This window comes from Ewingella sp. AOP9-I1-14, assembly GCF_052375995.1.
Classification (GTDB): Bacteria; Pseudomonadota; Gammaproteobacteria; order Enterobacterales; family Enterobacteriaceae; genus Ewingella; species Ewingella allii.
On the sequence record NZ_JBQSVA010000002.1, the window covers coordinates 561,973 to 580,299 of the forward strand.

Below are 18,327 nucleotides of genomic sequence, written 5' to 3' on the forward strand. Positions count from 1 at the left end.
TTCAGCTCCAGGCAATCAGAATTAGCGCGGCGACAATAAACACCAGCGCCAGCAGGCGCTCACCGCCAACCTTCTTGGCCGTGGTGCCGAACCAGCCAAAATGATCAATCAACAGGCTTTTCGCCACCTGCCCAGAAAGCACGGCAATCATGGTTAAGCCGATACCAATCACCGGCGTCGCCAGCGTCAGCACGATGACGTAAACCGGCCCTAGCGCGCTGCCGAGCATTTGCCAGCCCGGCAGCTGGTTGTAGGACACCGCGTTGCGCGGGCCGAAGAACAGCACCAACAAGCCGGTCAGCACAGTGCCGACACCAAAGATGCTCAGCGTGGCCCATAGGTGCCCCACCTCTGTCCCCAGCGGGCCAATCAGCCCCGCCTCCATCGACAACCCCATTCCCGCCAGCACTACCAGCGGTATTAACAACAGATTCATGGTTTTCCTGTTAATCAATTGGCAAAGATGCGGACTATAGCGTGGCATTTCATTGCAAAAAACAGGAGAATCTCGAAAATACCTTTGCGAGAAACGCACAGATGGAAGGTTTTAATCAGATCAATTTCAAATCTCTAAAGCTGTTTGTCGCCGTATTGGATTTAGGGAGTTTTTCAGAAGTAGCGCGACGCGAAGCCCTCTCGCCATCAAGCGTATCGCGGGTTATTCAGCAGATGGAGCAAGCCCTGCAAACCCAGTTGCTCTACCGCAATACCCGTGCCGTTAGCCCCACCGAGTCGGGCAAGTTGTTAGGCCACCATGCTCGACAGGTGCTGGACCAAATCGCCCAAGCCGAGCGCGGTTTGCAGGAGCAAGATCTGGAGCCGAGCGGCCTGGTTAAGATTAACGCGCCGATTGTCTTCGGCCAGCGCCACATCGCCCCTTGGCTGCACGAGCTGTGCGCCCGTTACCCCAAGTTGCAGATTGAGCTGATGCAGACCGATGATTTTATCGACCCACTGCATGACGCCACGGACTTGCTGATCCGCATTGGCGTGATGGCTGACTCCTCGCTGCAAGCCCGGACCTTGGCCGTGCAGCGATACTGTCTCGCCGCCAGCCCCGACTATCTAGCAAAAGCCGGGATGCCCACCTCGCCTGAAGATCTTCTGCAACACAGCTGTTTGGTTTTTAAAGGCTACGTAGGCTCCCAGCGCTGGTTCTTCCGCCCTAAGTCCTCTTCAGCACGCTCGTCTACAGAATGGCAAGCCTACAGCCTGCGCGGGGTACTCACGGGCAACAACGCCGAGACCCTGACTCAGTCAGCCATCAACGGCATGGGGCTGGTGGTGTTCCCTACATGGCTCATTGGTGAGGCACTGCACGACGGTCGACTGGTCAGCGTGCTAGAGGAGTATCAAGTCTCAACCCAGCTTGAAACTCCAACCATCTCCGCGCTCTACCCACAGGGGAAACGGCTGTCGCTGAAGGTTCGGGCGGTGATTGATTTTCTGGTAGAGAAATATGGGGAGAAGCCTTATTGGGAGGGGGGTAATTGAGGAATTACTGGGCCTTTTTAAATTCAACTTCAAGTTCAAGTTCAAGACCTTGCGTTGCCACGCAAACGGGCCTTAAGGTCAACACCGTGCGCTGCCGCCACACCGGCCTCAAGGGGCGCCTATCGCCGCGCCCCTTGAGAATCCCCGGCTCTTTACTCCACGCTGCCGCTCGCTGAGCGGACATGTTTCAGCTACTTCCGTTATCCACCGCAAAATGTCGCCGCTTAGGCGGTACCTTCGCTTCAGGCTTACTCGGCCTCTGGCCTCGCCCTTCGGGTCGTTGCTTTGCAACGCTGTCTCGCTTCGCTCGGCTCGAGCCCTAGGTCTCGAACCATTCGCTCAGCGCCATTTTTGACTGCGGTTTTGAGGCATTTCAACCGAGCCGTTTCAGTGGTTTTTTGTCTTGCTCCCTCCCCCTTTTCTGGGGGAGGAGCAGAACATCACTCCCCTGAAACGGCACGGTCTAAATGCCAGTAAGTCGCGTTCAGAAGTGACGCCGAGCAAGAGGTGGAAAACCGCGTGTTTTTTACGCGGGTTGGAATCCCGCAGCGAGGATACCGCCTAAGCGGCGGCACTTCGCGACGAACACGATGGCTGCTGAAACATGTCCATTCCAACTCTGCGCAGCCTCGATCTTCCAGTGGCAAAAAACGCAGGATTCCAAAGGGTTTCGTTTAAAACCCTTTGGGCCAGTGTGGGCGGCGAGCCCACGGTTTTAACCTTGACTTTAAAGTTCACCGCTCAGGCCGCCCCCTTTAACCTCATACTTATATGCGGGATCCCATCTTCATCATAAATATCCGTGTAAGCCACAAACCCGAAACTGCCGTAGAATTTCTGCAAATGCGCCTGTGCGGAAAGGATAACCTCGGCGTCGGGCCAGTGCTTTTTACAAGATTGCAGTGCCCTTTCCATTAGCTGATAACCGAGCTTCAGGCCTCGGGCGGCGGGGGCGATGATCACGCGGCCAATCGCCACTTCGCCGTCCAGTTCGAGGATGCGCAGATATGCCACCGGCTGGCCATTTTGCCAGCCAATGATGTGGCGGTTTTCGCCCACCAAATCGCGGCCATCAATATCCTGATAAATACAGTTTTGCTCCACCACAAACACGTCGCTGCGCAGGGCCAGAATGGCGTAAAGCTGGGCGACATTGAGTTTACTGTGGTGTACATCCTGCCAAAGAATGTCCTTGTTTGAATCCGTCATAAAATTCCCGCTCCTGCCGCACAGTGCCGTAGCCAAAAAAAAGAGATAACCCGAAGATTATCTCTTTTTATCATGTCCAGACGATAAAGACAGTCTAGCTATTTATCAGAGTAATGGTTTAGCCGCTTCTTTTCTTACCGGCGCGCCGTTGGCCTGATAATAATCCGCCGTGCTCTTCGGCAAGGCTTCGCGTCCACGGATCTTATCAGCGATTTTCTCGGCGATCATGATGGTGGTCGCATTCAGGTTACCAGTGATGATTTGCGGCATGATTGACGCATCCACCACGCGCAGGCCTTGCATACCGTGCACGCGCCCCTGCCCGTCTACCACGGCCATCTCGTCGCTACCCATTTTGCATGAACAAGACGGGTGGAACGCCGTCTCGGCATGTTCACGGATAAAGGCGTCGAGCTGCTCGTCGGTCTGAACATCTGCGCCCGGACTGATTTCTCGGCCACGGTACGGGTCCAGCGCTGGCTGGGCCATGATCTCACGGGTGATCCGGATCGCATCGCGGAACTCGTGCCAATCCTGCTCGCTCGACATGTAGTTGAATAGAATGCTCGGGTGCTGGCGCGGATCTTTCGACTTCACCTGCACGCGGCCACGACTTGGCGAGCGCATTGAGCCAACGTGAGCCTGGAAGCCGTGCTCGTTCACCGCGTTGCTGCCGTTGTAGTTAATGGCAACCGGCAGGAAGTGGTACTGAATGTTCGGCCACTCAAACTCTTCGCGGCTGCGGATAAAGCCGCCGGCCTCGAACTGGTTGCTGGCACCCACGCCAGTACCGTTGAACAGCCACTCGGCACCGATTTTCGGCTGGTTGAACCATTGCAGCGCCGGATAGAGTGACACCGGCTGAGTACAGCTGTACTGCAAGTACATTTCCAGATGGTCCTGCAAGTTCTCGCCAACGCCCGGCAAGTCATGCACCACGGGAATATCCAGACTATTTAACAGTTCGGACGGGCCGACGCCGGAGCGTTGCAGAATCTGTGGAGAAGCAATCGCCCCGCCGCACAGCAGCACTTCGCGTTTGGCTTTCGCCGTTTTGGCATTGTACTCGTCGCCTTTGAAGTAACTGACGCCCACGGCGCGCTTGCCTTCAAATAGAATCTTGTCGGTCATCGCATGAGTGACAATCGTCAGGTTGGCGCGCGATTTCGCCTGATCCAAATAACCACGCGCGGTACTGGCGCGGCGGCCTTTTGGCGTCACTGTGCGATCCATCGGGCCGAAGCCTTCCTGCTGGTGGCCGTTCAAATCGTCAGTGCGCGGATAACCGGCCTGCACGCCAGCTTCAATCATGGCGTGGAACAGCGGGTTATTGCCATTTTTCGGCGTCGCAACGCTCACCGGACCATCGCCGCCGTGGAAATCATTTGGCCCGATATCGCGGGTTTCAGCTTTGCGGAAGTACGGCAGGCAGTCGAGGTAGCTCCAGTCTTCCAGACCCGGCGCTTTCGCCCAGTTGTCGAAGTCCATCGCGTTACCACGGATGTAGCACATACCGTTAATCAGCGACGAGCCGCCCAGCCCTTTACCACGGCCACACTCCATGCGGCGGTTGTTCATAAATGGCTCTGGGTCAGTTTCGTAGGCCCAGTTGTAACGCTTGCCCTGAAGGGGGAAAGCCAGCGCCGCAGGCATCTGCGTGCGGAAATCCAGACGATAATCTGGGCCGCCCGCCTCCAGCAGCAGCACGTTGACGCTGCTGTCTTCGGTTAAACGGGTCGCTAATACGTTGCCGGCTGAACCGGCACCAATGATGATGTAATCGTAATCCATTCAATTCTCCTATGCGGTGGCGGATTAAAAGACCGAACTGTATTCGCCCAGCTCAACCTGCACGGATTTAATCTGAGTGTAATGCTCAAGGGTGCTCACGCCGTTTTCGCGGCCTACGCCAGAGTGCTTGTAGCCCCCCACTGGCATGGCAGCGTCAGACTCGCCCCAGGTGTTGATCCAGCAGATACCGGCTTCCAACTGGTGGATAACGCGGTGTGCGGTGTTCAGATCCTGTGTCACCAGGCCCGCTGCCAGACCGTATTCGGTATCGTTGGCGCGGCGCACCACTTCTTCTTCGCTCTCGTAAGACAAAATGCTCATTACCGGCCCGAAGATCTCTTCGCGGACGATTTTCATGTCGTCTTTACAGTCGGTGAATACCGTCGGTGCGACGTAAGCGCCCTTGGCGTAATCGCCGATGATGATGCGCTCGCCGCCCGCTAACAGACGCGCGCCTTCGCTTTTGCCGCTTTCGATGTAGCGCAGCACGGATTCCATGTGTGCGAAGCTGACCAGTGGCCCGAAGTTGACGTTTTCGTCAGTCGGGTCGCCGAGGCGAATACGCTGTACGCGCTCCAGAATTTTGGCTTCGAACTCAGCTTTGCGGGTTGCGGGCACAAACACGCGGGTGCCGTTGGTGCAGACCTGACCGGAGCTGTAGAAGTTGGCCATCATGGCGATATCTGCGGCTTTATCGAGATCAGCGTCTGGGAAGATGATCAGCGGAGATTTACCGCCCAGCTCCATGGTCACGTCTTTCAGCGTGGAGGCCGATGCGCTGGCCATCACTTTCTTGCCGGTCGCTACCCCGCCGGTGAAGGATACTTTCGCGATGTGCGGATGGTCGGTCAGGGCCTGGCCGACGCTCGCGCCGCTGCCGGTTACCACGTTAAACACGCCATTCGGCACGCCCGCTTCGGTGAAGATTTCAGCCAGTTTCAGCGCGGTCAGCGAAGTCACTTCGCTCGGTTTGAAAATCATCGCGTTACCCGCAGCCAGCGCCGGAGCAGACTTCCACAGTGCGATTTGAATCGGGTAGTTCCATGCGCCAATGCCTGCCACTACGCCCAGCGGCTCGCGGCGGGTGTAGACGAAGGAAGAGTCGCGCAGTGGGATCTGCTGGCCTTCGAGCGCAGGGATAAGCCCGGCGTAATATTCCAGCACGTCAGCGCCGGTGACGATATCCACGGCGGTGGTTTCAGACAGCGGCTTTCCGGTGTCTGCGGTTTCGATAGCAGCCAGCTCGTCATTCCGCTCGCGCAGAATATCCACTGCACGACGTAAAATGCGCGAACGCTGCATCGCGGTCATTGCTGCCCACTCTTTCTGGCCTTTAATCGCCGCGTTAACTGCCAGATCAACGTCTTCGGCAGTCGCGTTTGGCAAGGTGGCAATGACTTCGCCATTGGCCGGGTTGATGGCGTCAAACGTCTCGTTGCCGGTGCTTTCCTGATAGCGTCCATCGATATACAGTTTTTGTGTGCCGTAGCGGGACATAATTAACTTCTCCTCGGTCAGTGCGGTCTGAATTTAGGCCTTCGGCGCGGGGGCCGAAATTTGTGATTCAATGAAGCGATAAGTAATTTGTAGCGCTTCTTCGCGGTTAAACGGCTTGCCACTCAGGGCTGACCTCAACCACAGGCCGTCGATTAATCCGGCCATACCTTTCGCGGCAACGCGCGCCGCGTCTTTCGGTAAAAACCGCCTAAACTCAGAACATAAATTTGAATAGAGTCGGCGACTGTTCACTTGCTGTAGGCGGTGCAACTGCGGGTGATGCATGCTGCTGGCCCAAAAAGCCAGCCAGGTTTTCATCGCCGCGCCATTGGTCTGGCTGTCGTCGAAGTTGGCCTGAGCAATTGCGTGCAAACGTGCCGTTGGTGCGTCGTCGTCCAGCTGCGCCAGTCGCGCCTGCACCCCTTCCCCCAAATGACTGAGCAAATAACGCATGGTGGCTTCCAGCAGACCATTCTTGTCACGGAAATAGTGACTGATGATGCCGTTGGACACGCCAGCGCGGCGGGCAATTTGCGAAATCGATGCTTCATGCATCCCCACTTCGTTCACTGCTGCCAGCGTTGCCTCAATCAATTGCTGCCGTCTAATTGGCTGCATTCCTACTTTGGGCATGGGTACAACTCCTGAAAAATCGGTCTTCCGAAACCTATTTTTTAACCATGATTTCGGACGTTCTTAACCTTGTTGCTGACTCTATTTAACTTTTTTTTGATTGAACGTTCAATCAAAAATGCATATATTTTATTACCAATACGTTAGTAATTTGTATGAGAAATGCATTATAAATGGATGAAGTAACCTGCTAACTATCTGAAAATAAGTTAATTAATAACCTAACAGGGGAAACGATGGCTGCTGTCGATACGACGGATAAACTGTCCGAGAAACCACGGGATAAATTGAACGGCGTGGTGTTTTTCACGTCCGCCGGTTTAATTTTAGCCTTCACGCTGATGTCTATTTTTTATACCGAACTGTCGGGGAAATGGCTCAGTAGTGCACTGAATTGGGTATCAGCAACTTTCGGCTGGTATTACATGCTGGCTGCTACGCTGTACATCGTGTTTGTAGTGTTCATTGCCTGTTCGCGCTTCGGCTCGATTAAACTCGGCCCTGAACAATCCAAACCCGAATTCAGCATGATGAGTTGGGCTGCGATGCTGTTCGCCGCCGGGATAGGCATCGACCTGATGTTCTTCTCCGTGGCCGAGCCGGTAACGCAATATATGTTGCCGCCGGAAGGTCAGGGCCAGACGCTGGAAGCTGCGCGTCAGGCGATGACCTGGACGCTGTTCCACTACGGCCTGACCGGCTGGTCAATGTACGCGCTGATGGGCATCGCGCTGGCTTACTTTAGTTATCGCTACAACCTGCCGCTGACCATTCGTTCTGCGCTATATCCAATCTTCGGCAAGCGCATTAATGGTCCCATCGGCCACAGCGTGGATATCGCGGCGGTGGTCGGCACCATCTTTGGTATCGCCACCACGCTGGGTATCGGCGTGGTGCAGCTGAACTACGGCCTCAACGTGCTGTTCAAAATCCCGGAAAACCTGACGGTGCAGGCCTCGCTTATCCTGCTGTCGGTGATTATGGCGACAGTCTCTGTGACCTCTGGCGTGAACAAAGGTATTCGAATTCTTTCCGAGCTGAACGTGCTGCTAGCGCTGGGTCTGATCCTGTTCCTGTTGTTCTTCGGTAATACCGAATTCTTGCTCAACGCGCTGGTACTCAACATTGGCGATTACATCAATCGCTTTATGGGCATGACCCTCAACACCTTTGCCTTTGACCGTCCAACCCAGTGGATGAATAGCTGGACGCTGTTCTTCTGGGCATGGTGGGTTGCCTGGTCGCCGTTTGTTGGCTTGTTCCTGGCGCGTATCTCACGCGGCCGTACTATCCGTGAGTTCGTGCTGGGTACCTTGATCATTCCGTTTGTGTTTACCCTGCTGTGGTTGTCGATTTTCGGTAACAGCGCGCTGTACCAAATCATTCACGGTAATCTGGGCTTCGCCAATGAAGTGATCGCCCACCCTGAGCGCGGCGTTTACAGCCTGCTGGCGCAGTATCCGGGCTTTACCCTGAGTGCTTCGGTTGCCACCATTACCGGCCTGCTGTTCTACGTGACGTCGGCGGATTCCGGCTCTCTGGTGCTGGGTAACTTCACCTCGAAGCTGGCGGACATCAACAACGATGCCCCGAACTGGTTACGCATTTTCTGGTCAGTCACCATCGGCGTGTTAACGTTAGGCATGTTGATGACCGACGGCGTCTCAGCGCTGCAAAACGCCACGGTTATCATGGGTTTGCCGTTTAGCTTCGTTATCTTCTTCATCATGGCCGGTTTATATAAATCGCTGCGGCTGGAAGATTATCGCCGCGCCAGTACCCAGCAGTCTCTGGCCCCGATTGCGGTCAGCGGCGGCGACGCGGTGCTTAACTGGAAACAGCGTTTATCACGCGTGATGAACTATCCGGGTACCACCCATACGCAGAAAATGATGGATAACGTCTGCCGTCCGGCAATGCTGGACGTGGCGCAAGAGCTGGAGCTGCGCGGTGCCAAAGTCGAGTTCAGCGAGCATGAGCCGGAGGACGATGAGAAAATCAACCATCTCGAGCTTATCGTGGCGCTGGGCGAAGAGCAGAACTTTGTCTATCAGATCTGGCCTGTGCGCTATGCCGTTCCGGCGTTTACCTATCGCGCTCGTGCGGGTAAATCGCACTACTACCGTCTGGAAACCTTCCTGCTGGAAGGTACGCAGGGTAATGACCTGATGGACTTCACCAAGCATCAGGTGATCAATGACATTCTGGATCAGTACGAACGTCATCTGAACTTCCTGCACATTAATCGCGAAGCGCCGGGCAACACCCTGACCTTCCCTGAGCAGACGATTTAATCCTCAATCGCTCAGTTAGTACGATAATAAAAACCCGCCTCGGCGGGTTTTTTGTTGGCTATCCAAAAACCTGCTCCGTTTATTGGCGCAAGAAAGGCAAAACCTTCTCCAGCAGAAGCTCCGGCTGTTCTTCTGCAATGTAGTGTCCACAGGGCAGCGCCTCGCCTGTTACCTGTTCAGCCACCTTCGCCCATTCCTCCAGCGGCTTAAAACATTTGCCGACGGTGCCCTGCTCGCCCCACAGGATCAACAGCGGACATTGCACTTTGCGAGACGCCTCGAGATCAATCTGGTCGTGTTGCAGGTCAATCGACGCCGAGGCTCGATAGTCCTCGCAAATCCCACGCGCCGTGCCATCAAATTGCAGACAGCGCAAATAATCTGCGTATGCTTCGTCGGTGAAGGGCTGCATACCGGCGCTGCGGCTACCCATTACGCTGCGCAGGTACAGGTCAGCATCATGAGAGATTAAGGCTTCAGGGAGCGGCGCGGGGCGAATCAGGAAGAACCAATGCCAGTAGGCGCGAGCAAATTCTTCATTGGTTTGCTGGTACATGGATAGCGTCGGCGCGATATCCATCAGCACCATGCGTTTTACGGCCTGCGGGTGGTCGAGGGCCAGACGGTGCGCCACGCGAGCGCCGCGGTCATGGGCTATCACGCTAAATTGCTTGAAGCCCAGCGCCAGCATCAGCTCGTACTGGTCCTGCGCCATTTCGCGCTTGCTGTAGAGATAATGGTCGGCGTCCGGCTCAGGTTTGCCACTGTCGCCGTAGCCGCGTAAATCGGCTAGTACCACTGTGTATTGTGAAGTCAGGTACGGCGCGACTTTATGCCAAATCACCTGCGTTTGCGGGTGTCCGTGGAGCAGTAGCAAGGGTTCGCCTTGACCGGCTATTCGATAGGCAATGTCAGTGCCGTTAACGGCAATCCGACCTTGGGTAAAATGTTCAAGCATGGGTTTTCTCCTTTTTACCCATCTTAGTCTTTGCCCCGTTGGCAACAAGCTCACAACTGGAGATCGGCTATTCACGGATCGTGTTTTGAAGCACCACGCTTAGGCCATTGCTCGGACACCTGGAAGTTGCGACGCTGGGTTATCCACTGAGTTTCTCAGGGCAATAATAGTTTCTCAGGACAATAAAATGAAACCAAGAACGCTATATGAAAAGCATATCGACAGTCACAGCGTGCGCACGCTGGATAACAAAGGCCACGTGCTGCTTTACATCGACCGTCAGGTGATTAACGAGTACACCAGCCCGCAGGCCTTTAGCGGGCTGCGTGACGCCGGGCGCCGCGTGTGGCGGCCTGAGACGTCTCTCGCGGTAGTTGACCACGTCAACCCAACTGCGCCAGTGCGTACCCGCCAAATGCCGGACGCGGGCGGAGCGCGGCAGGTCTCCTATTTGGCGGAAAACTGCCAAGAGTTTGGCATTGAGCTGTTTGATATTTTAGACAAACGTCAGGGCATTGAGCACGTGGTGGCGCCTGAACAGGGCTTTATCTTGCCGGGCATGGTTATCGCCGCCGGAGACAGCCACACCACCACCTACGGCGCGCTGGGCGCGTTTGGTTTCGGCATCGGCACATCCGAAATTGAACACCTGCTGGCGACCCAAACCTTAGTGTACAAAAAGCTGAAAACCCTGCGCGTGACGGTGAACGGCAGGCTGGCAAACGGCATTACCGCCAAAGACGTGGTGATGGCGCTGGTGGCGAAAATCGGCGCGGCGGGTGCGACCGGCTACGCCATTGAGTTCTGCGGCGAAGGCATCGACATGCTCAGCGTCGAGGGGCGGATGACCATCTGCAATATGGCGGTCGAGGCCGGTGCGCGTGGCGCATTTATGGCACCAGACGAAAAGGTCTTCGAGTATTTGAAAGACAAACCGCGCGCGCCGAAAGGCCAGCAGTGGCTCGACGCCGTTGCCCTGTGGAAGAAAGAGTTACACAGCGACACCGACGCCGTGTTTGACCGCGAAGTGGAACTCAGCGCCGCTGAGATTGCCCCGATGGTGAGCTGGGGAACCAGCCCGGATCAGGCTCTGGCGATTAACGGCCAAGTGCCGGACCCGTCAGCCGAGCCGGATGCTTCTCGCCGCAAAGATTTGCAGCGTGCCCTGAACTACATGGGCCTGCGCGCAGGTCAGCCGCTCAATAGCATCAATATCAGCCACGCCTTTATAGGCTCCTGTACCAATGCGCGTATTGAAGATTTGCGCGCGGCGGCGGAGGTGGTTCGCGGTAAAAGCGTGGCAGCGACAGTGCGGGCAATGATTGTCCCCGGCTCTAGCCAAGTGCGGGCGCAGGCCGAAGCAGAAGGCTTGGCCGAGATCTTTATTCAGGCCGGTTTCGAGTGGCGCCAGTCAGGCTGCTCAATGTGTCTGGCGATGAACGACGACGTGCTGTCACCGGGCGATCGCTGCGCGTCGAGCACCAACCGTAACTTTGAAGGTCGTCAGGGTGCCGGAGCCCGTACCCATCTGATGAGCCCGGCGATGGTCGCCGCCGCCGCCATTCGCGGCCATCTGACCGACGTTCGCGACCAGTGAGGAGAGAACCATGCAAGCTTTTAACGTATTAACCGCCGTTGCCGCCCCGCTAACTGCGGCCAACGTCGATACTGACGTGATCATGCCAAAGCAGTTTCTAAAGGGCATTGACCGCAATGGCCTGGATAAAGGCGTGTTCTTTGATTTGCGCTTTTTGACCGACGGCGCGCCGGACCCGGCGTTTATTCTCAATCAGCCTGAGTGGCAGTCGGCCAAGTTTCTGGTAGTTGGGCCGAACTTTGGCTGTGGCTCAAGCCGCGAGCACGCGGTGTGGGGGCTGAAACAGCTGGGCATTCGGGCGCTGATTGGCACCACCTTCGCCGGGATCTTCTTCGACAACTGCCAGCGTAACGGCGTGCTGACCGTGCAACTTTCGCCCGAGCAGTGGTCTAAAATCGCGGAAAGGGTCGCACAGCCGCAGACCAATGAGATCACCGTTGACCTGCCTGAGCAGAAAATTAGCCTGAGCAACGGCGAGCTGATTGATTTCAACATCGATGAATTGAGCAAGCTGTCACTGCTCAACGGTCTCGATGCTATCGGCAATACCCTGCGCTACAGCGACGACATTCGCCAGTTCCAGCAGAGGCATTTGCAAAACAATCCGTGGTTGGCGTGAAGCACTCTCGGTGAGTATTAAGTTCTTAATGTTGAATGTTGAATGTTGAATGTTGAATGTTGAATGTTGAATGTTGAATGTTGAATGTTTAATGTTGAATGTTGAATGTTGAATGAAGCAGGTGATTTGCGCCGTGACGATCGCGGCGCTAGCCGAGCAGCTGACTGAATCTTTGCTGGAAGAATTCGACACAAACTCGCAGCTTGGCGGACTCCGCCAAACGCGTCGGATAGACCGCCCACACGCTGGCAGGCTGCGAGTAAGCTGGTAAAACCTGCACCAGCTCGCCACTGTCGAGGTAGGGCTGGACGTCCCACTGCGAGCGCAGAATGATACCGTGGTGTTTCAACGCCCATTGCAGCACCACTTCGCCACTGTTCGACGAGAGCGCCCCTTTAACGCGAATGCGCTGCTCTTCACCCTCTGCCGTCACTGACCAGATGCCAAAGGGGTTATCCCGCTCTTTGAGCACCAGACACTGATGTTCGGTTAAATCCTCCAACGACTCCGGCACGCCGTGGGCCTGGAGATAGTCAGGCGAGGCGCAAAGAATGCGCTGATGCTGGGCTAACTTTTTGCCAATGTGCTGCTCGGGGATGTCGTCTCCGACCAGAATTTCCAGATCCACGCCTTCGGCCACCAGATCAATCACCCGATCGTACAGGTCGAGGCGCAAATTAAGCTGCGGATAGTGTTCCGCCAGCTCCGCCACGGCGGGCGCGACGTGGCAGCGGCCAAAGCCAAAAGAGCTGCAAATATGCACATTGCCACGCGGCTCGGTGCGGGAGTCGGACAGGTCGCCGATAAACTGGTCGAAGTTATCCAGGATTTGCAGTGCCCAGCGCTGGGCGCGCTCCCCTTCCTCGGTCAAGCGAATGCCACGCGTGGATCGGTGCAGCAGGCGCGCACTCAGCGCCTCTTCAAGGATCTGAATTCGCTTACTGACGTAGGCGGGAGACTGCCCTAGCTCGGTGGCGGCAGCGGCAAAGCTTTGCTTATTCACTACCGCCAGAAAGACTCGCAGGTCTTCCGCTAAGGGCAATCTGTCGCGTTCGCTGGTCACGAGGAGAGCCCAAAATCAGGCTGAGGTTGCCCATTAAGGTGCTCGGCGTGGTGGACATCGCGGCTTTTAACACCGGCGTTATCCATTTTTTCGCGCGCTTCCTGAATGTCGCCGCTGTCGATTTGCAGCTTCTCCTGATCTTTCCCCTGCTCCGGCGTTAATGCCAGTTCCACCATAATCGGGAAGTGATCGGAACCCATCGCCTCGAGGCGTTGAAGGTCAATCAGGGTGAACTCTTTACTGTGGAAAACGTGGTCCAGCGGCCAGCGCAGGAAGGGATAGCTAGCATGAAAGGTGTTGTACATGCCGCGCCCGCGACGGGGGTCAAGCAGGCCGCTAACCTTCATAAACAGCCGCGTGGTGCGCGACCAGGCCACGTCGTTCAGGTCGCCGGTCACAATGGTCGGGTAGCTGGCGCGTGAAGCCGTGTGGCCCACCGCCACCAGTTCGGCATCGCGATTGGTGGATTCATCATCTTCGGTCGGGCTTGGCGGCATCGGGTGCAGGCAGTGCAGCACCACCTGATGACCAGAGGTTAATTCAGCGCGGAAATGCATTGAAGGGATACCTTCAGCCACTAAATACTGAATTTTCGCGTCAAACAACGGCAAGCGAGAATAGACGTGCATGCCGTAGAGGTTATCCAGCGGGCATTTGATGCTGTGCGGATAGTCACCTTCCAGCGGCGACATCTGCTGTTCCCACCACAGGTCGGTTTCCAACAGCACCAGAATGTCCGGGCGGTTTTTCTCGACTATTTCCAATAGTTTGGCGCTGTTGCGGTTGGTCATTAACACATTACAGTTAATGATTTTGATGCGCGGATGGCCATTCGGCACGGTTTTCTTCACCTGCACCGGATAGAGTCGGGTGTAAGGCAATATCCACCATGCCTGATAAACCATACAGGCCAGCGACAGCAGGATAATGAGCATGGCGAGTGGGCCCCCAAATGGCAAAACCCACAGTTCGGTGAGTAAAAACAGCAATGACAAGGTTGCCATTTGCAGTCGCGGGAAGTCCCAAACTCTCACCCACCAGCGTTGATTCTTCGACAACGGCAGTAACGTCAGCAGTGCCATAATAACGGTCAGCACGCTGACGATAATTCGCAGTGAATCCATTGATGCTTAGCCCTTCCCGTCTGCCACATGACACCAGTTGCGCTGCTCGACAATCCCGCCATTTGGCGAGGTGTAGCCGATACAGCCTAAAATCGAATCAAACAGCTTTTCATGGAACACCGGCGTTTTATCTGCCGCCAGCTTTTGCAGCTGGTCGAAACCGGCACGGTTGTGGTCATCAGACAGGAACTTGTCAGAAGCCCACACCATAATCGGCACCGTACGTTGCTCTATTGGCGCGTGGTCACGCGGTGTACCGTGGAAATGCATGCTTTTTGAAATAGATTCGCCGTGGTCAGAAGCATAAAACACGATGGCGTTCTTGTCTCGCAGTTGATTAAACACCTGCTCGAGGAAGTAGTCGGTATACAACAGCGAGTTATCGTAAGCGTTAATCATCTCTTGCGTCGAGCAGGAGTCATCAATGCCCATACACTCAGGCTGATATTTGGCGAAAGAGCGCGGGTAACGGTCGGAATAGAGATAATGCGAACCTTTGGTGTGCAGAATGATCAGATGCTGGCCCTGCGGATAATGGTCCATCGAGTCCTTCATCTCATCCACCAGCAGCATGTCGTCCACAGGCTTACCGGCGTTGCGCTTTTCAGAGGCAATGTTTTCACGCAGCGAGTAGTCGTTGACGCGGGTCTTGTTGTAGAACCACGCCTCACTCTGCATAGAGTAAAGCTCAGAACTCCAACCATTGCTCTTCAGCACGGAGAAGACGTTGGCCTCTTTCAGCGTACGCTGCGGCGCTTCGGACGCCCCGCCTTCGCGCACAAACATGCAGCGCAGCGAGAGTTTGGTGGCGGTATCGCACGAGTAGCCCTGAAGCACGGCAAGGTTCTTCTCTTTGCTCAGATTCGGCGTGTTGTCACGGTCATAGCCATAGACGCCCATGTGGTCGCGGCGGGCGCTTTCACCAATCACAAACACCACGTACAGGTCTTTGACATCTTTTGGCGGTGTATAAGTGAAATGCTTGGCGGGGTCGAACAGGTTTTTGGTGTCTTCGGCCTGGCTGTAAGAGCTATAAACAAACAGCCCAAAGGCCGACAGCCAGTTTGACGGCGAGTAAGTCCCGGCCACTACGCCGCCATAACTTGCCATCATGCGGTTGTTCATCACATCATGCTTGTCCTGCACTTTACCCATCAGGCGCAGCGGCAGATAGCACATTAATCCCGCCGCAATCAGCAGCACGACCTTCTTCAACACGCCTTTAGGGCGAGTCTCTTTGAGAGCCGATCCCGGCATCTTGCTCGCCCACAGCAGTACCAGCGGCAGCAGGCTGAACAGCACCACCCAACCAGCGAAATGGGTACCAATCGACTCTTTCGACAGGTCGATGGAATCAGACGCCAGCGCGGCCGCCAAAATGCCGTAACCAATATCGACATTAAACAGGATCATGTAATAACTGGCGGCGACGGACGACACCACAATCACGCTGAGCAGCACGCGGAATACGGTTTTACCTGTAAAGGAGAGCAATTGAGTCAGGAAGTAAACCAGCGCGAAACACGCCACCATTTCGACGGCAATGGATAGCACATTGTCGTAATGGAGTTGGCCAAAGCGTCGGAAGAAAATAGGAAGGTTAAGTAGTATCCCCAGGTATAGCGCAATAAACAGTGAAATTTTCTGTTGCGAAAGAGAACGTAGTTTTTGCATCAGTCTGTGAAGCTCTTTTTAGATAATCAAATGCGTATGCTGCCCGCGCGTGCCGAAGTGAAGAGTAAAAATGACGCGTTAGAGTGCACTTCGATAACTAAATCTGACCGGCAAAAAATGCTTTTAGTTCAGATTCAATCATTTCAGTGAATGTAATAACGTAACAATATTAGTTAAATCCATGTATTTCAATAAGATGAAAAGAAATATTTTTCGTATTTTTTTCACCTTATTGAGGAATTATTGAGAAAGTGGTGCTTTTTTCTCCTGATATTCCGTCGGAAATTGCAATGTAAACCGCGTTTTGCCCTGGGCCATACTGCTGACTGACACACTTCCCTGATGCAACGCCATAATGGCTTGCACGATAGACAGCCCTAACCCGTTGGAACTTCCCCCTTCGCTGCGCGACGCATCGGCGCGATAAAACCTGTCAAACAGCTTGCTGCGTTTTTCGGCGGGGATCGGCTCCCCCTGGCTATCGACGTGGATTAGGGTATTGGCCGCCACCTGCTCCACCTGCACGCGGATCTCCGTGCCTTCGTCGCCATAGCGAATGGCGTTCGCCACCAGATTGCTTAAGGCGCGCTGGAACAGAATCGCGTCGGCGTAGAGTGTGCCCCCGCCCTGACACACCAGCCGCATGTCGCGCTCTTCGGCCAAACCTTCGAAATAATCCGCCACTCGCTCCGTCTCGGAGGAGAGCGCCAGCGGCGTAATGTTGAGGACGGAATGGGCATGAGAAGCGCGGGCCAAAAACAGAATGTTTTCTACCATGCGCGAGATGCGCTCCAGCTCCTCCATGTTATTGGCCAGCAGGGTTTCATACTCTTCGGTGCTGCGCGGCTGGTACAGCGCCACCTGACAATGCCCCATCACCGCGCCCACCGGGGTGCGGATTTCATGAGCCAAATCGGCGGAGAATTGGGTCAGGCGCTCATAGCCGTCAGCCAGACGGTCTAGCATGGCGTTGAACGACAGGATCAGCGGCTGTAGCTCTTGCGGCGCGCCCTCTCGACTCAGACGGGTGTCCAGGCTGGTCGGATGGATGCTGGCCGCCTCCTGCGCCATCTTACGCAGCGGCCGCAGGCCCCGGCGGATCACGCTATAACCCAAGGCGGCAATCAGCAGGTAAGCCAGCAGCACCGCACCCATGATTTCGAGGCGAAACGCCGCCAGCATCTGCGATTCGGCATCCATAAAATGCGCCGCAGAGATGATGACGGTTCGACCATCCTGCATGCGCACCGCCGCAGAAATATAGCGCACCGGCGTGCCATCGGCCGCCGTGAGTCGCTGAATATCAGCCAGCGTCAGCTGGGTGCCGTCGGCCACCGGCGGTGTGTCAGGAAGCGCCAGATGGGACGGATTGACGTTGATGATCGGCGCGCTGTTTTGCAGGCGGAATTGCAACACGTCCTGCTCATTGCCGAGCATGTTTTCAAACAATTGCGGGCTATGGCTGAGCTGGGTCAGCGGGAAGTCTGTCGCCAGCAGCTGGCGAAAATACTGAACGCGACCGCTGACTTGATAATCCGCGCGGCGAATCAGCTCTTTTTCAATCGAATAATAGAGGTAGAACCCCACCGCGCTGACCACCAGCGCGGCAATCAGGCCAAACAGCAGAGTGGCGCGCAGGGTTAGCGAGGTCGGGCGTTTCGGCCTTTTGGCATTAGTTTTCAAATTCATGGACGTGCTTCGCACACATAGCCAATGCCGCGCACGGTGTGGATCAGCTTGAGATCGAAGGTGCGATCGACTTTGGCCCGCAGCCGTTTTACCGCCACGTCGACCACATTGGTGTCGCTGTCGAAATTCATATCCCACACCTGTGAGGCGATCATGCTGCGCGACAGCACTTCGCCTTCGCGGCGCATCAATAAATGCAGCAGCATGAACTCTTTATTAGTTAGCGGGATGACCTGCTCTTGGCGAGTGACCCGGCGGCGCAGCACGTCGAGATGCAAATCTGCCAGCGAATAGGTGTCCGCCTCGCGGGCCGACGGGCGGCGCAGCAGGGTGCGAATGCGCAGCACCAGCTCGGTGAAAGAGAAAGGTTTAATTAGGTAGTCGTCGGCGCCCAGTTCCAGCCCGTGAATGCGATCCTGCACTTCATCGCGGGCGGTGAGAAACAGCACCGGCACGTCGCTTTTCTTACGCAGCACTTCCATCACCTGCCAGCCATTCAGCCCCGGCAGCATCACGTCGAGGATCACCGCGTCATACTCTTCTTCCAGCGCCAGAAACAGGCCGTCGGCCCCGTTGCGGGCTAAATCGACGCGATATCCCGCCTCGCCCAGCCCCTTTTTCAGGTAGTCGCCGGTGCTGACGTCATCTTCAATTACCAGTATACGCATGCGGGCTACCTATCAAT

The 18,327-nt window shown here is 55.6% G+C and carries 15 protein-coding genes and 1 other RNA gene; 4 read left to right on the forward strand and 12 right to left on the reverse strand.

Translation table 11 applies throughout. The features are described 5' to 3' along the window. Position 1: 1 nt before the first annotated feature. Positions 2-436, reverse strand: a complete 435-nt coding sequence (locus ACT3RT_RS07725; RefSeq protein WP_034788958.1) for a DMT family transporter — start codon at positions 434-436, stop codon at positions 2-4. 101 nt (positions 437-537) lie between these two features. On the opposite strand from ACT3RT_RS07725, the gene ACT3RT_RS07730 reads away from it, so the two are divergent. Beyond that, a complete protein-coding gene (locus tag ACT3RT_RS07730; protein ID WP_353501487.1) occupies positions 538-1,494 on the forward strand; it encodes a LysR family transcriptional regulator in 957 nt (318 codons plus the stop codon). A 249-nt stretch (positions 1,495-1,743) separates the two neighbouring features. Here the strand turns inward: ACT3RT_RS07730 and ACT3RT_RS07735 are convergent. The 5 genes from ACT3RT_RS07735 to betI all read right to left on the reverse strand — a co-directional run bounded on the left by ACT3RT_RS07735 (position 1,744) and on the right by betI (position 6,624). Beyond that, positions 1,744-1,825, reverse strand: a non-coding RNA gene (locus ACT3RT_RS07735) — RtT sRNA. A gap of 410 nt (positions 1,826-2,235) precedes the next feature. Beyond that, the gene (locus tag ACT3RT_RS07740; protein WP_485902760.1) at positions 2,236-2,703 is read right to left on the reverse strand and encodes a GNAT family N-acetyltransferase; all 468 of its coding nucleotides are present in this window, start codon (positions 2,701-2,703) and stop codon (positions 2,236-2,238) included. Between the two features lie 105 nt (positions 2,704-2,808). Further along, complete coding sequence (gene betA / locus ACT3RT_RS07745) at positions 2,809-4,494, reverse strand: choline dehydrogenase (RefSeq protein ID WP_353501485.1); 1,686 nt, start codon at positions 4,492-4,494, stop codon at positions 2,809-2,811. Between the two features lie 24 nt (positions 4,495-4,518). Next, positions 4,519-5,991 (reverse strand): betaine-aldehyde dehydrogenase, encoded by a 1,473-nt coding sequence (gene betB, locus ACT3RT_RS07750; protein WP_353501484.1) that lies wholly within the window; start codon positions 5,989-5,991, stop codon positions 4,519-4,521. Between the two features lie 33 nt (positions 5,992-6,024). Beyond that, positions 6,025-6,624, reverse strand: a complete 600-nt coding sequence (betI, locus tag ACT3RT_RS07755) for a transcriptional regulator BetI (RefSeq protein WP_353501483.1) — start codon at positions 6,622-6,624, stop codon at positions 6,025-6,027. A gap of 236 nt (positions 6,625-6,860) precedes the next feature. On the opposite strand from betI, the gene ACT3RT_RS07760 reads away from it, so the two are divergent. Further along, a complete protein-coding gene (locus ACT3RT_RS07760; protein WP_353501482.1) occupies positions 6,861-8,918 on the forward strand; it encodes a choline transporter in 2,058 nt (685 codons plus the stop codon). 79 nt (positions 8,919-8,997) lie between these two features. On the opposite strand, the gene ACT3RT_RS07765 is transcribed toward ACT3RT_RS07760, so the two are convergent. Beyond that, positions 8,998-9,876, reverse strand: a complete 879-nt coding sequence (locus ACT3RT_RS07765; RefSeq protein ID WP_485902764.1) for an alpha/beta fold hydrolase — start codon at positions 9,874-9,876, stop codon at positions 8,998-9,000. Positions 9,877-10,063: 187 nt separating this feature from the next. On the opposite strand from ACT3RT_RS07765, the gene leuC reads away from it, so the two are divergent. Further along, the gene (leuC, locus tag ACT3RT_RS07770) at positions 10,064-11,473 is read left to right on the forward strand and encodes a 3-isopropylmalate dehydratase large subunit (protein WP_485902766.1); all 1,410 of its coding nucleotides are present in this window, start codon (positions 10,064-10,066) and stop codon (positions 11,471-11,473) included. Between the two features lie 10 nt (positions 11,474-11,483). Then, positions 11,484-12,092: a 3-isopropylmalate dehydratase small subunit gene (gene leuD / locus ACT3RT_RS07775; protein WP_485902768.1), complete on the forward strand. Its 609-nt coding sequence runs from the start codon at positions 11,484-11,486 to the stop codon at positions 12,090-12,092. 148 nt (positions 12,093-12,240) lie between these two features. Here the strand turns inward: leuD and ACT3RT_RS07780 are convergent, their stop codons facing one another. The 5 genes from ACT3RT_RS07780 to ACT3RT_RS07800 form a co-directional block, all read right to left on the reverse strand. After that, positions 12,241-13,155, reverse strand: a complete 915-nt coding sequence (locus ACT3RT_RS07780; RefSeq protein ID WP_485902770.1) for a LysR substrate-binding domain-containing protein — start codon at positions 13,153-13,155, stop codon at positions 12,241-12,243. Continuing rightward, complete coding sequence (locus ACT3RT_RS07785; RefSeq protein WP_496202779.1) at positions 13,152-14,279, reverse strand: endonuclease/exonuclease/phosphatase family protein; 1,128 nt, start codon at positions 14,277-14,279, stop codon at positions 13,152-13,154. Before ACT3RT_RS07785 ends, ACT3RT_RS07780 begins: the two co-directional genes overlap by 4 nt. 6 nt (positions 14,280-14,285) lie before the next feature. Then, on the reverse strand, positions 14,286-15,953 hold the full coding sequence (eptB, locus tag ACT3RT_RS07790; RefSeq protein ID WP_353501476.1) for a kdo(2)-lipid A phosphoethanolamine 7''-transferase: 1,668 nt from the start codon (positions 15,951-15,953) through the stop codon (positions 14,286-14,288). Between the two features lie 240 nt (positions 15,954-16,193). Continuing rightward, entirely contained in the window at positions 16,194-17,642 is a 1,449-nt protein-coding gene (locus tag ACT3RT_RS07795; RefSeq protein ID WP_496202780.1) for a heavy metal sensor histidine kinase, read from the reverse strand. Beyond that, the gene (locus ACT3RT_RS07800) at positions 17,639-18,310 is read right to left on the reverse strand and encodes a heavy metal response regulator transcription factor (protein ID WP_353501474.1); all 672 of its coding nucleotides are present in this window, start codon (positions 18,308-18,310) and stop codon (positions 17,639-17,641) included. Before ACT3RT_RS07800 ends, ACT3RT_RS07795 begins: the two co-directional genes overlap by 4 nt. Positions 18,311-18,327: the final 17 nt, after the last annotated feature.

Coding starts and splice junctions, on each gene's coding strand:
- leuC (WP_485902766.1), top strand. CDS start 10,064: ATGAAACCAAGAACGCTATATGAAAAGCATATCGACAGTCACAGCGTG.
- ACT3RT_RS07730 (WP_353501487.1), top strand. CDS start 538: ATGGAAGGTTTTAATCAGATCAATTTCAAATCTCTAAAGCTGTTTGTC.
- leuD (WP_485902768.1), top strand. CDS start 11,484: ATGCAAGCTTTTAACGTATTAACCGCCGTTGCCGCCCCGCTAACTGCG.
- ACT3RT_RS07765 (WP_485902764.1), bottom strand. CDS start 9,876: ATGCTTGAACATTTTACCCAAGGTCGGATTGCCGTTAACGGCACTGAC.
- betA (WP_353501485.1), bottom strand. CDS start 4,494: ATGGATTACGATTACATCATCATTGGTGCCGGTTCAGCCGGCAACGTA.
- eptB (WP_353501476.1), bottom strand. CDS start 15,953: ATGCAAAAACTACGTTCTCTTTCGCAACAGAAAATTTCACTGTTTATT.
- ACT3RT_RS07795 (WP_496202780.1), bottom strand. CDS start 17,642: ATGAATTTGAAAACTAATGCCAAAAGGCCGAAACGCCCGACCTCGCTA.
- ACT3RT_RS07740 (WP_485902760.1), bottom strand. CDS start 2,703: ATGACGGATTCAAACAAGGACATTCTTTGGCAGGATGTACACCACAGT.
- betB (WP_353501484.1), bottom strand. CDS start 5,991: ATGTCCCGCTACGGCACACAAAAACTGTATATCGATGGACGCTATCAG.
- betI (WP_353501483.1), bottom strand. CDS start 6,624: ATGCCCAAAGTAGGAATGCAGCCAATTAGACGGCAGCAATTGATTGAG.
- ACT3RT_RS07725 (WP_034788958.1), bottom strand. CDS start 436: ATGAATCTGTTGTTAATACCGCTGGTAGTGCTGGCGGGAATGGGGTTG.
- ACT3RT_RS07800 (WP_353501474.1), bottom strand. CDS start 18,310: ATGCGTATACTGGTAATTGAAGATGACGTCAGCACCGGCGACTACCTG.
- ACT3RT_RS07785 (WP_496202779.1), bottom strand. CDS start 14,279: ATGGATTCACTGCGAATTATCGTCAGCGTGCTGACCGTTATTATGGCA.
- ACT3RT_RS07760 (WP_353501482.1), top strand. CDS start 6,861: ATGGCTGCTGTCGATACGACGGATAAACTGTCCGAGAAACCACGGGAT.